The organism is Brevibacterium sp. p3-SID960, from assembly GCF_025144725.1.
Taxonomy (GTDB): Bacteria; Actinomycetota; Actinomycetes; order Actinomycetales; family Brevibacteriaceae; genus Brevibacterium.
In genome coordinates this window covers 30,611-43,586 of the sequence record NZ_JALXKS010000023.1, presented here as the reverse complement: position 1 = coordinate 43,586, position 12,976 = coordinate 30,611, and the positions used below count along the sequence as shown (strand labels likewise).

7 protein-coding genes and 1 tRNA gene are annotated in these 12,976 nt (G+C 67.4%); 3 read left to right on the top strand and 5 right to left on the bottom strand.

From position 1 onward, the window contains the following. Window positions 1–15: 15 nt before the first annotated feature. A tRNA-Ser gene (locus tag M3B11_RS08330) sits at window positions 16–104 on the bottom strand. A gap of 242 nt (window positions 105–346) precedes the next feature. Here M3B11_RS08330 and M3B11_RS08325 point away from each other — a divergent pair. Next, entirely contained in the window at window positions 347–2,389 is a 2,043-nt protein-coding gene (locus tag M3B11_RS08325; protein WP_259877009.1) for an LCP family protein, read from the top strand. Beyond that, window positions 2,386–4,389, top strand: coding sequence for an FAD/NAD(P)-binding domain-containing protein (locus tag M3B11_RS08320; RefSeq protein ID WP_259877002.1), 2,004 nt, complete (start codon window positions 2,386–2,388; stop codon window positions 4,387–4,389). The genes M3B11_RS08325 and M3B11_RS08320 overlap by 4 nt, the downstream gene beginning before the upstream one ends. Here M3B11_RS08320 and M3B11_RS08315 read toward each other — a convergent pair. From M3B11_RS08315 to M3B11_RS08305, 3 genes are all read right to left on the bottom strand, one after another. After that, on the bottom strand, window positions 4,386–5,375 hold the full coding sequence (locus M3B11_RS08315; RefSeq protein WP_259877000.1) for an IS481 family transposase: 990 nt from the start codon (window positions 5,373–5,375) through the stop codon (window positions 4,386–4,388). The genes M3B11_RS08320 and M3B11_RS08315 overlap by 4 nt on opposite strands. Window positions 5,376–5,511: 136 nt before the next feature. After that, window positions 5,512–7,962, bottom strand: a complete 2,451-nt coding sequence (locus tag M3B11_RS08310) for a YhgE/Pip domain-containing protein (RefSeq protein ID WP_259876998.1) — start codon at window positions 7,960–7,962, stop codon at window positions 5,512–5,514. Further along, window positions 7,940–10,726, bottom strand: a complete 2,787-nt coding sequence (locus M3B11_RS08305; protein ID WP_259876996.1) for an MMPL family transporter — start codon at window positions 10,724–10,726, stop codon at window positions 7,940–7,942. The genes M3B11_RS08310 and M3B11_RS08305 overlap by 23 nt, the downstream gene beginning before the upstream one ends. Before the next feature lie 193 nt (window positions 10,727–10,919). On the opposite strand from M3B11_RS08305, the gene M3B11_RS08300 reads away from it, so the two are divergent. Then, a complete protein-coding gene (locus M3B11_RS08300) occupies window positions 10,920–11,516 on the top strand; it encodes a TetR/AcrR family transcriptional regulator (protein ID WP_259876991.1) in 597 nt (198 codons plus the stop codon). A 5-nt stretch (window positions 11,517–11,521) separates the two neighbouring features. Here M3B11_RS08300 and M3B11_RS08295 read toward each other — a convergent pair whose 3' ends face one another. After that, on the bottom strand, window positions 11,522–12,955 hold the full coding sequence (locus tag M3B11_RS08295) for an amidase family protein (protein ID WP_311197754.1): 1,434 nt from the start codon (window positions 12,953–12,955) through the stop codon (window positions 11,522–11,524). Between the last annotated feature and the right edge of the window lie 21 nt (window positions 12,956–12,976).

Sequence of the window (12,976 nt, the reverse complement as noted above, 5' to 3'; positions counted from 1 at the left end):
CTGCGAAGGAAAGCGCGGAGCCGGTGGGATTTGAACCCACGGTCCCCAATTCAAGGGACTCCACCTTAGCAGGGTGGTGCTTTCGGCCGCTCAGCCACGACTCCTGGTGCGATGCGCGCCGCATCGGGCGGATCTCCCGGAGTGCAGGCGCGCGTAACCTCACCAATGATAACGAACTGCCAGCACCCGAGCAAAGCCGAGCCGCACGCCGGAAGCCGGCGCGCAGATGTGCGTTGCGAAGCTGGCACCGACGCGTAGCTCACGAATCTCGGAGGTTGAACTCGTACACTAAGAGCTTGTGATGATCACCCGTCCCTCGATCGTGCCGTTTTCCAAGGAGTGAGCAGTGTCCCACGATGACAATGGTGCCCCCACACCACGCCGTGGGCCGAACGGCTCATCCTCGTACGACTCCTCGTTCAAAGCCTCCAGCCGCCCCCGCCTGCGCAGCTCCCGGCCAGCGGCCCCCAGTGACCGCCGTCAGGATCAAACGCCGCCCGCCAACCGCCCAGCCCCGGAGGGATTCGAGAACTCGACCCCGCGTCATGCCAGCAGGCAGGCGCGGGCTTCGGCCGGCCCCCGGTTCACCGGGCTGCGCGCCGCTTCCGGCGCCGTCGCAGCCGGGGCCGGTGCTGTCGCCGGAGCAGCAGCCGCCAAGCGCAGCAGCAGCCCACGCCGCGAACCGCCCCGCACCTTCACCCCCGCCGCCGAGCCCACTCCCCGAGCGTCTTCTGAAGACGTGCCGCTCACCCGGCAGGAAGCGCGCGCGGCAGAGCAGCGCGCCCGCCGATCCCGGCGCCGCGGTCGGCCTGCCTCGACCGCCTCGGGCCCGGATGCTGCGGCAACCGCTGAATCCGAACGAGCCCCGGAGGCGACCCGGCACTCGCGCCGCAACGACGTCTTTCCCCGCATCGTCGGCTGGACGAGTCTCGGCACGCTCATCCCCGGCCTCGGCATGATCAAGAGCCGCAATTCGCGGCTCGGCTGGTTCCTCACCCTCGGGTTCGTGGCAGGTCTCTCCGCGATCGGCATCTGGGTGCTCTACCGCGGCCCGGTCAAAGCAGGCGCACGCGTCGTCTCCAGCCCGACGATCCTCAACGTCATCGCGATCCTGCTCATCATCGGGGCGCTGATCTGGGCGTTCGTCATCATCCGTTCCTATGTGATGCTGCGCAGCGGCACCCGTCTGCGGCGTTCGCAGCGCGTGCTCGGCTCGGTGCTCGTCATGAGCCTCATCGTGCTCACCGGCGTGCCGCTGGGCGTCGGAGCGGCCTACTCCCGCGTGCAGGGTGAGACGGTGCGCAAGGTCTTCGGCGACGGCGGCGGGCCCGTGCTCGACTCCGCTGACCTGTGGAAGGACAAGCCGCGCATCAACGTCTTCCTCATCGGCCGTGACAACGGCGACGGCCGCGAGGGCACCCGCCCGGACACCATGCTCGTCGCCTCGATCGACACGCGGTCGGGCAAGACAACCCTCATCTCCGTGCCCCGCAACCTCGCGTTCGCGCAGTTCCCGGAGGGGTCGAAGCTCGCCGAGCGGTTCCCACAGGGGTTCAACGCCTTCGGTTCCGAGGAGAGCCTCATCAACGCTGTGTGGACGTGGGCCGAATCCGAGCCCGAGGCGGTCGGCGATCCCGGCGACATGGAGCTCGGCATGTACGCCACCATGCAGGCGGTCGAGGGATCACTCGGGCTCACGATGGACAACTGGGCCTCGGTCGACATGCAGGGCTTCGAAGATGTCGTCGACGCGATCGGCGGCGTGAAGATCGACGTCGAACGCCCGATCCCGATGGGCGGCGGCACGAACATGAACACCGGTGTCAAGAACCGCGTGTTCGGCTGGATCGACCCCGGCGAGCAGGTGCTGACGGGCAAGAAGGCGCTGTGGTACGTCCGCTCTCGTGAGGGCGCAGACAACTACGATCGCATGTGCCGGCAGCAGCGGATGCTCAAGACCACCCTCGACCAGGTGAATCCGCGCGAAATCGCGCTGGCCTACCCGAAGCTCGCCGGCTCGGCTGAGCGCAATGTCGCCACTGACATCCCGCAGCGCGAGCTCAACGCCTTCGTCGAGCTCGCCGCGCTCATGCAGGGCACCGAGGTGAAGTCTGCGCAGATCAACAACGATGTCACCAGCACATTCAACCCCGATTATGAGGCGTTGCGCACCTGGGTCGACGAGCAGATCAATCCGAAGGCCAAGAGCCAGCAGGAAGAGGCGACCGGCACCGACACGGTCGAGACTGAGGAACCTGAGCCGGAGGAGACGGGCGCCCCCGCCGAGGGGATCGAAGACACCGAGGGCAAGTGCTACCCGAAAGGCTACGAGCCGGGCTCCGGCTGGCCCGGCTACCCCGGCCCCGAGGGCGATGGAGAGCAGAATTGAGCCGCCGCCGAGGCGGATCGGACAGTGGTGCGCAGGGCACCGAAGTGCCGCGCCGGGTGGGGATCATCGGGGCGGGCCCGCGTGGTCTCAGTGTGCTCGAGCGGCTGTGCGCCCTCGCCGGTGACGAGTCGGTCGAGGTCCATCTCATCGATCCGTTCCCGCCCGGGGCCGGGATCGTGTGGCGTACGGACCAGCACCCGGATCTGCTCATGAACACGACGATCGGCGAGCAGACGATCTTCCCCGATCTCAGCTGCGGCATCAGCCCGCACTCCACCGGGCCGGACATGGCGACCTGGTACCGGCGTGAGCACGCGGCGAGTGATGCCGAGGTGCTCTCGACCTTCGCCCCGCGTGCGCTTTACGGCCAGTATCTGCGCGATGCCTATGACCACATCTGCGCTACGGCCCCGGCAGGCGTGTCGATCCGCCACCGCCCGACGGTCGCCACGGCCGTCATCGAGCCGCGCGGTGCCGCCGACAGCCCGGCCGGGCAGCGGGTCGCCCAGCTCATCCGCTTGGCTGACGGTTCGACCCTGGAGGTCGACGACGTCGTGCTGTGCGTCGGGCACATCCCCGCGCGGCTGAATGAGGAGCGGGTGGCCTGGCAGCGCTTCGCCGCCGGTGCGCACCTGACCTACCTGCCTCCGGGACTGCCCGCTGAGGCCGATGTCGATGTGCTGCCGGCCGGTGAGACGGTGGTGTTCCGCGGTTTCGGCCTCAACTACTTCGACCATCAGGCGCTGCTGAGCACCGGCCGCGGAGGCGCGTTCACGCAGACCGGCACGACGGATGCCGGGGCGCCGGTGCTGGCCTATCAGGCCAGCGGGCAGGAGCCGGTGCTCGCTCCGTCGTCACGGCGCGGCGTGCCGTATCGGTGCAAGCCGATCACTGCCTCCCATCCGCTGTCGGACTACCCGCTGCGCTACTTCACCCCCGCCACCCTGGAGCGGCTAGCCGCCGAGACCGACGGCGGTGATCTGCGGTTCAACGATCAGCTGTGGCCGCTCATCCTCGCCGACCTGCGCCATGCCTGGTATGCGGTTCTCTACGCTTCCGAACCCGAGGCGTTCGTCAGCGACCCGGCAGCGCTCACCGAGGCCCTCGCCGAGGCGGTGGACCGGCATGTCTCCCGCCGTGCGGCTGCCGAGACCCGCGAGGTCGCCGGCCGCCCGGGCCGCCAGACGCAGGAGTCCAGCGCCTGGTCCGATGTCGAGTCGAGTGTCATCGGCAACCCTGAGCGGATCCTCGACCTCCATGCGCTGCTACGGCCGCTGGAGGACCAGACCTTCGCCTCGCGGGCGGAGCTGAATGCGTGGATGCTCGACTTCCTGCGCCGCGACCTCGATGCCGCCTATCGCGGGCCTGAGCGTGCGCCGGAGAAGGCGCTGTTCGCGGTGCTGTGGGCTGTGCGCGCATATCTCAAGGAGCTCATCGCCGACGGCCGGGTCGATGACATCAGCTTCCACACCGAGGTGCGCGGCTGGTTCGAGGGCTTCGTCTCCGGCATCTGCGACGGCCCGCCGCCGCAGCGCTTCGCCGAGCTCATCGCCCTGGCTGAGGCGGGGCTCGTCGACTTCGTCGGGCCCGAGGTGCGCATCACCACTTCGCGTGCCGGTGAGCGCTCCTGCTTCCGCGCCTCCTCCCCGGCCGTGGACGACCCTGTCGAGGCTGGCGCACTCGTCGACGCCGCCTCGCCCGCCAACCAGGTGCGGCGTGCCGCTGACGAGGTGGTGGCCGGGATGCTCGACCGCGGCCAGCTCGCCGTCGCTGAGCTGAAGCTCAGCGAGGGTGTTGCGCAGCCGCTGTCCGGTCTCGATGTCGATCCGGAGACGCTGCGCACCCGCGATGCGCGCGGCTATGACCACCCGCACCGGTACTGCCTGTCGATCCAGCTCTCAGCTGTGCAGTTCGGGCTGGCGATCGCGGCCAATCCACACAAGTCGGCGCGGACTCTGCGCGACGCCCACCGCATCGCCGAGCAGATCCTCGGCGGCTAGGTGTAAGCCCCGGATAGGTTGGGTACACGCGCGGCTGGGGGTTGTCCCTTGAGTGCGGTGTGGCCTCGGTGGTGATTGTAGTGGTGCAGCCATTGGTCGAACGCTTGGACGCGCTGGGTTTCTGAGGTGTAGGGCTGGGCGTAGGCCCATTCCTCAAGCATGATCCGGTTGAAGCGTTCGACCTTGCCGTTGGTCTGTGGTCGGTAGGGCCGGGTGCGTTTGTGCGTCACGTTGCTGCCGAGGGCGTGTTTGAAGGCGTTGGAGCGGTAGCAGGCTCCGTTGTCGGTCAACACTCGTGTGACGGTGATCCCGGCGGCAGCGAAGAACGCGTTGGCGCGTGTCCAGAATCCGGCTGCGGTTTCCTTCTTCTCGTCGGTCAGGATTTCGCTGTAGGCCAGTCGGGAGTGGTCGTCGATGGCGTTGTGGATGTAGGCGTAGCCGGGGCGACGGTTCATGGCCGTGCGGGTTTTGTTGCGGCGGCCAGCGGCACGGCCGAGGACCTTGTGGCCGCCGCCATCGGGGATCCGTCCGAGTTTCTTGATGTCGACGTGGATCAGGTCACCGGGGGCAGCGTGCTCGTAGCTGCGTCGTTGAGCCGGTGAGGTCTTGATCCGGCACCCAGTGGCCGGATCAGTCCATGCCAACGGTGGGCAGCCGTAACGCGTGAGGACCTTGTGGACGGTCGAGGGGTTCAAGTGGAGGTGGTAGGCGATCCGGGCCGGTCCCCAGCGCCGTGTGACCCGTAGCCCAACGATCCGACGCTCGGTACGCCGCGACAACTGGCGAGGGCAGCGCTTCGGACGCGACGACCGATCAGCCATGCCCGCAGCACCAAGGTCACGGTAGCGCTCAGCCCAGCGGCGTGCCGTGGTGACCGCGACACCGAAGCGTTGCGCTGCTCGACGAAGCGGCCATCCATGGTCGACGATGAGCCGAGCAAGGCGCAAACGTCCAGTTTCGGTCAAGATGGCGTTACGGTGGGACATGGAAGACCTCTGTTTCGTGAAATGGGTTTTGTCGTAAGTCCCACACTTCACTCAGGGGTCTTCCCCTATGTCCAGCCGACCCGCCGCGTGTACCTAACCTCCGTGGTTAGTACAGCTAGGGCGCCGGCTCGCCCGCTCATATTTGGGCGCGCCGGGCGACCTGGCCGGCCCCGAGTGTGCGCTTGCGCACGACCGCGGCGAAGCTGCCGGCCACACCGATGACCAGCCAGCCGAACAGGGCGGCCCATGCGCCTCCCAGTCCAGGCATGCCGGTTGCTGCGGCAGTGATGCCGTCCATCGCCGGGGTCATCGGCAGGAACGGGGTGATGGAGTGGAAGAACTCCGGCACCGCCCCGATCGCTCTGCCGGCGACGGCCAGCACGATGAGCACCACTGAGATGAACCGGCCGGTGCCGTTGAACCACGCGACGAGCGCATAGTTCAGCGTCATGAACACGAGCCCCGCGAAGAGCACGAGCAGCAGCACGGAGGCGAAGTCGAACAGGTTGAGCTCCAACACGATGTTCGCGATGATCGCCAGCACCACCGCCTGGATCGCGGCGATGACGAGGCCCGGCAGCATTCCTCTGGCCATGACTGAGAAGGATGACCGGCGCGACGTCAGGGCGGTTGCCGAGACGGCGCGCACGACCGTGTAGGTCACAAGTGCCCCGACCCACAGCGCCATCATGAGCAACAGCGCGATCGATGACGCCTGCGGGATGTCGTTGAGCAGGCTGCCGCTCTCGGCCACCGGTGCGACGACCGTGTTGGAGAGCTTGTCGCGTTCGGGTGCGGTGTAGGACGGGATCTTGTCCTTGCCCTCGTCGAGGCCTTCGGCGAGTTCTCCGGTGCCGTCGGCGAGCTGTTCGGCGCCGTCGTTGAGGTCGGTGAGTCCGTCGGAGAGCGTGCTGGCTCCGGTGGCCGACTGGTCGACGCCCTCGGTGTACTTGTTCACACCGGCGGAGTACTCATCAGCACCGTCGGCGAGCTTGCCTGCACCGTCGGCCAGCTGGCCGGCACCTGTGTCTAGCTGGCCGGCACCGTCAGCGGACTGCTTGACACCGTCGGCGAGGGGGCCCATGCCGTCGGCGAGCTTGTCGGTGCCATCGGCCACCTGGCCGGCACCGCTGCGCAGCTCCTTCGAGGCGTCGAGCAGGTCGTCTGCCTGGCCGCCGAGCCCCTTGAGGTCCTCGAGCAGCGTCGGCAGCTCGTCACCGAGGTTCTTCACCATGTCCTGGATGCCGTCGTTGAGCTCATCGGCCCCATCGGTGAGATCCTGGAGCCCACCGGTGATCGAGCGGCCGTTCTCGTCCTTCTGATCGAGTCCCTCGGCAGCCTGGTCCAGAGTGGATTGGGCGGTCGTGAGCACTCCCCGCGCGTAGGCGTCCTGGGTGCGCGTGCACTGTTCGCCCTCACCGTCCGGGCACAGCACCTGTGTGAGCTGGGCCGCCTCGCTCTTGTCCATGAGCCCGGCCTTGACCAGATCCTGCAGCGTCAGCGTGTCCTTCTGCTGCAGCTTCTCCAGGTCATCGGACTGCTGCTTGAGCTTGTCCTGATAGTCGCCGACACCGTCGTTGATGCGGTTGATGCCGTCGTTGAGGTCTTGGGCGCCCTCCCCGAGCCCGTCGAGCTTGTCCTCGAAGTCGAGATCCTTGCCGTCGCCGAGCCCGTCGGCGAAGTCGCGCAGGCCGATGATCATGCCGTCGACACCGCGGGTGTATTCGTCAACGCCGTCGGAGAGGTCGCCGGCGCCGTCGGCGAGCTTCCGAGTCTGCTCGGGCAGGTCCTTCGTCTGCTCGCGCATCGTGCCGAGCCCGTCGGCCAGTTCCCCGGCACCATCGGAGAGGTCGCCGGCGCCTGTTGACAGGTCACGCGCGCCGCTGGCGAGGTCGCCGGCACCGCTGCGCAGCTGGCCGCTGTTGGCCGACAGCTCGCCGAGCCCGTCGGAGAGCTTGCCAGCACCATCGGCTGCGTCACCGGTGCCGTCGGCGAGCTGTCCGGCGCCGTCGTTGATCTCGTTGGCAGCATCGGACACCGTCTTGAACTGCTTGCTGATGTCGTTGAAGCCGAGGTAGATGCCGTCGAGGTACTTCTTGGCGAACTCGGAGTTGAAGCTCGCCCGGGCGGCCTCGGCGATCGACTGTCCGATCGCGGAGTCGGCCAGCGGGGTGACGTGGGAAGTCTTGACGCTGATCGTGGCCTGCCGGGCCATCATCGGGTCATCGTCGCTCGACGAGGTGACCGCTTCGGAGAAGCCCTTGGGGATGGTGATGACGGCGGCGTACTTGCCGTTGCGCAAGCCGTCATCAGAGTCGTCCTCATCCGAGAGCACCCAGTCGAAGTTCTCGTCGTCGCTGTCGACGAGCCCGGCCGCCAGCTGGCGGCCCAGCGGTACCGTCTGACCGTCGATTTCTGCGCCCTCGTCGAGGTTGACGATGGCGGCCTGGACATTGTCGAGCCGGTCGGTGGCCTTCCAGATCGCAAACACGAATCCGGCGGCGATGACGATCGGCACGAGGATGAGTCCGAGGACGGAGTACCACTTTGCCGTGCGTCCGGTATCAGCTCGTTCGAACCAGGTCATGAGCCGTGTCCTTCCCCCGATTGTGGGTATCGAGATCTAGCAGTCGGTAATGGGTCTGTGGCGGGAGCATCCAGTCTGCGTCCCGGTTGCCGAGGCCGAGCAGCACGCTCGACCCGGCGGAGATGGCGGAGGAGATGAGCTCCCGGGCCGCCTCTGCGGTGTCGCGGTCGCGGGCCTGGTCGGCCCGGTCGATGAGGACGATGTCCGGCATCTGCTCGCGGGTGCGCTTGAGGTAGCCGGGGCTGGTGATGAGGGCGTCTTCAGCGGAGTTGAGCACCATGTACGGGATAGCGCTGCGCACCTTCGGCGCTTCTTCGGGCAGCACCCGGTTCAGCACCTTGAGTTCGCCGCGGTCTGGGGTTGCGCGTCCTGCGATCGTCAGCAGCAGCGCGGTGGCACCCTGTCCGGACACGGCGAGAACCTCGCCGGGCTGCACGGCCAGGTCGACTTTGTCGAAGACCGGCTGGCCGGATCCGTCAAGTCCCAGGCCTTCGCCGTAGACGGCGTAGTCCTTGCCGTCGCCGGGCCAGTCCTTGTACTGCACCTGGTGGTACAGCCCTTCGCCTTCGACGTCGAAGTGCGGCAGCATCCGCTCCAGCCAGCGCGGCAGCCACCAGGCCTTGTCACCCAGCAGCGCCATGACGGCCGGCACGAAGGTCATGCGCACGACGAACGCGTCGATGAAGATGCCGACGGCCAAGCCGAAGGCGATCGATTTGATGATCGCGTCACCGGCTGGGACGAAGGCTGCGAAGACGGCGAACATGATGATCGCTGCTGCGACGACGACGCGGGCTGAGGACTGGAATCCGCGGTGGATCGCGTCCTTCGCCGAGGCGCCGTGGGCGAAGGCCTCGCGCATGCCGGAGACGAGGAACACCTCGTAGTCCATGGCCAGGCCGAAGAGGATGCCCATGAGGATGATCGGCAGGAAGCTGATGACCGGGCCGACCTTCTCGACTCCGAAGATGTCGGCTCCGTGGCCCTGTACGAACACGAGGGTGACGAGTCCGAACGCCGCCCCGACCGAGAGCAGGAAGCCCAGAGTCGCCTTGATGGGCACGGCGATGGATCGGAACACCATCATGAGCAGGATGAGGGAGAGTCCGACGACGAAGATGCCGAAGGGCAGCAGCGCCCCGCCGAGCTGGTCGGAGACGTCGATGGCGACGGCGTTCGAGCCGGTGACCGAGGTGTCGAAACCGTATTCGTCCTGGAAGTGCGGCTTGAGGTCGCGCAGCTTCTTCACGACTTCGGTCGTGCGCTCATCGCTGGGTCCGTATTCGGGGATGATCTGAATGAGGCCGGTGTCGGCGGAGGGGTTGGGCACGGCCATGATGACCTTGTGCACCCCGTCGATCTTCTCGATGTCGGCCTTCATGTCGTCCACGTCGCCGAGCGGGTCGGTCGAACTGATGATGTTAGCTGTGACGACCAGCGGGGAGTTGAAGCCCTCGCCGAAGTGCTCGGAGATGAGGTCGTACGAGATGCGCGGGGCGGTGCCCTCTTCGGCTCCGCCGTTGCCGGGCAGGGCGAGCTGCAGGTTCTTGGCCGGCAGGGCGAGTGCGCCCAGACCGGCGATGACGATGATGACGGTCAGCAGCGGTACCTTCGTCGCTGCCGCCACCCAGGCGTCGTAGAAACGGGTGACGAACCCTGGCTTGCGCGGACGGCTCTCGGTCTCCTCGCCTTCCGCGCCCGAGGCGGTGGACGCGTGGCGGCTGCCGCCGGGCCGGTGCTTCTTGGGCACGAGCCGGTAACCGAGGAATCCGAGCAGTGCCGGCGTCATGGTGAGCGCGACTGCCACGGCGATCGCGACGGTGGCGGCGGCGGCGATGCCCATGACCGTGAGGAACGGAATGCCGGCCACCGACAGGCCGATGAGCGCGATGATGACGGTGACGCCGGCGAAGACGACGGCCGAGCCGGCGGTCGCGACGGCGCGGGCGGCGGATTCCTCCGGGTCATAGCCGTCGAACATCGTCTGCCGGGCACGGGAGACGATGAACAGTGCGTAGTCGATGCCGACGGCCAGGCCGAGCATGAGGGCGAGCATCGGGGTCGTCGAGTTGACGGTGGCGAACGCAGTGCTGCCGAGGATGAGCAGCATACCGATGCCCACGCCGATGATCGCGGTGACAAGCGGCATGCCGGCCGCCCATGCCGTGCCGAGGGTGAAGATGAGGACGATGAAGGCGATGACGACGCCGATCGCCTCGATGATCGAGATGTGCACGCTCGTGACCGTGTAGAGGTCACCGCCGGGGCTGACGATGCTGCCGTCGGGCAGCTCGGCCTGAAGTTCGTCGGCGACCGCCTGCAGATCGTCCTTCGCCGAGTCCGGCAGCAGGTCCGAGGCCTGGTCGTACTGGACGTTGACGATGGCGGCGTCGCCATCGTCGTTGATGACGCCGTCGATCATCTCGTCGAAGGGGGAGGTCGCGCCGTCGACGTGGGGCAGGTCGTCGATCTTCTCGACCGCGTCCTCGATCTCCGCCCGGTACGGATCCGCATCCACCGGCTGGCCGTCTGCACTGACGACGAGCATCGTCGCCGAGCCGCCGGCCACCTCGGGGAAGGTCAGTTCGAGCGCATCGAGAGCGTCCTGCGATTCACTGCCGGGCAGACGGAACTCGTCATTGAAGGAGTCGCCGAATGCGGCGACGAAACCACCGAGGACGGCAAGGATCGCCAGCCAGACGGCGACCACCGTCTTGCGGCGGCGGAACGCGGTGCGGCCGAGCTCGTAGAGAAAGGGCGACACAGGCAACCCTTCACAGATGGGAGATGAGCGGATCAGAGAGTCGATCGGTACCCCTGCGCCTATGCTACGCCGTGCGCACCGCGACCTGTCTAGGATACACAAGTGTATCGGATACAGAAGTGTATCGTAATGGTATAGTCTGCGCTCGTACAAGTCGGCAGACCCGTGGCGCGTGAGAGAAGGAGTTCGACCTGTGAGCGAGGCAGTCAGCAGGCGCCGGAAGCAGACCCGGGAGGCACTCATCGATGGGGCCCGCCGGGTCTTCGCCGCACGCGGGGTCGCGGCGTCGTCGATCGAGGAGATCTGCGAGGCGAGCGGTTTCACCCGCGGCGCCTTCTATTCGAACTTCGCCTCCCGCGATGAGATCGTGCTCGCGATTATGGAGCGCGAGATCGACACCGCGCAGCGCAGCGTCACCGAGCTGGTGGAGAACCGGGGTGAGGATCTGCAGCACACGGCGGCGAAGTCACGTCAGGAGCAGGAAGAGCTCATCCGCGCGATCGTCACGCAGTTCCATGCGCTCCACGACAACACCTCGGCCTGGATCCTCGCTGGGCGCGAGATCGAGCTCTACACCCTGCGCAACCCGGAGCTGCGCTACCGCTATGACGAACTCATCGCCGCCCACTTCGAGAACATGAGCACGGTCATCGGTGTGGCGATCGAGCGCGCCGGCGGCCGACTGACGCTGCCGCTGACGCAGTTCGTCGACATCCTTGCAGCGGTCTCGCTGGCGGTCGATCCGGAGCCGGTCGTTCAGGTGATTCTCGGGCTCATCGACTTCAGCTGAGCGGTTCAGAGCTCCGGGTGGCGCAGGTGGTGTTCGGTGACGGCTTCGAAGGCGTGGGAGATGCGCAGGAGATCAACGTCACGGCCAGGGGCCGCCACGATCTGGATGCCCACCGGCAGACCCGATTCTGAGAACCCGGCCGGCACGGAGACCGCCGGGCAGCCGGTGGCCGAGATGAGCGTGGCCGCACGCATCCATGACAGGTAGTCGGCCATCGGCTCGCCGTTGATCTCCGTCGGGTATTCGAGCTCGGCGTCGAAGGGCAGGACCTGTGAGGTCGTGGTGACGAACACGTCGCGGGTCTCGAAGTACTTCCACAGCTCGGCGCCGAGCCGCACACGTGCGGCGTCCTTCGAACGCACATCAGCGGCGGTGAGCGCGAGCCCCGCGTCGATGTTGTCGACCAGGGACTTCTTCATCTGATCCCGTCCGCCGGCCTCGACCATCTCTTCGAACACCATCGCGAAGTCGTAGGCCCGCTGGGTGCGGAACACCTCGTCGGCGTCCTCGAGGTTCGGCACGTCCTCGGTGACCTCGGCACCCAGGCCGGCGAACACCTCGGCGGCGGCTGCGACGATCTCTGCCACCTCTGCTTCGACTGGGATCTGGCCGCCGAAGTCGGGGCTGAAGCCCACGCGGATGCCGGAGAGCTCCGGCTGGTAGACGGTACCGAGGCGGAATTCGGGCAGGTCGAAGACCGAGCCGGGTTCGCCGATCTCCCAGGGGGCTCCGGTGGCCGGCCCGCAGCCGGCCTGCATAAGCAGGGCGATGTCGCTGACGGTGCGGGCCATGAAACCGGACTGGCTGAGCCAGGCGTGTGGGTTGTCCGGGGCGAGCTTGGGAATCCGGCCGTGGGAGGGTCGGAAGCCGACGACGTTGTTGAAGGATCCCGGCGTGCGCAGGGATCCGCCCATGTCGGAGCCGTCGCCGGAGGCCTGTATGCCGGCGGCCAGTGCCGCACCGACGCCACCGGAGGAGCCGGAAGCGGATTTCGTCGTGTCGTAGGGATTGACGGTGGTGCCGAATACCGGGTTGAAGGTGTGAGAGCCGGCAGCGAACTCCGGGACGTTGGACTTGCCGGTGGTGATAACGCCGGCGGCTTTGAGCCGGGCGATGATGACGGAGTCGGCTGCCGGCACGCGGTCGGCCCACAGCGGGCTGCCGTGCGTCGAGCGCATGCCGGCGGTGTCGTGGGTGTCCTTGTGCGTCATCGGCACCCCGTGGAGCAGGCCGAGGCTCTCCCCGCGGGCGTGTGCGTCGTCGGCTGCTGCTGCGGAGGCTTCGGCGGCCTCGGTGTCGAGGGTGACGATGGCGTTGATGGCGGGGTTGACTTCGTCGATCCGGGCGAGGTGGTCGGCAAGGGCCTCGCGGGCGGAGATCCGTCCGGCGGCGATCTCGGCGGCGAGTTCGCGGGTGGACAGCCAGGTCAGCTCAGACATGTGGGGCTCCTTTCGGCAGCG

Coding starts and splice junctions, on each gene's coding strand:
- M3B11_RS08315 (WP_259877000.1), bottom strand. CDS start 5,375: ATGTCCCACCGTAACGCCATCTTGACCGAAACTGGACGTTTGCGCCTT.
- M3B11_RS08310 (WP_259876998.1), bottom strand. CDS start 7,962: ATGACCTGGTTCGAACGAGCTGATACCGGACGCACGGCAAAGTGGTAC.
- M3B11_RS08295 (WP_311197754.1), bottom strand. CDS start 12,955: ATGTCTGAGCTGACCTGGCTGTCCACCCGCGAACTCGCCGCCGAGATC.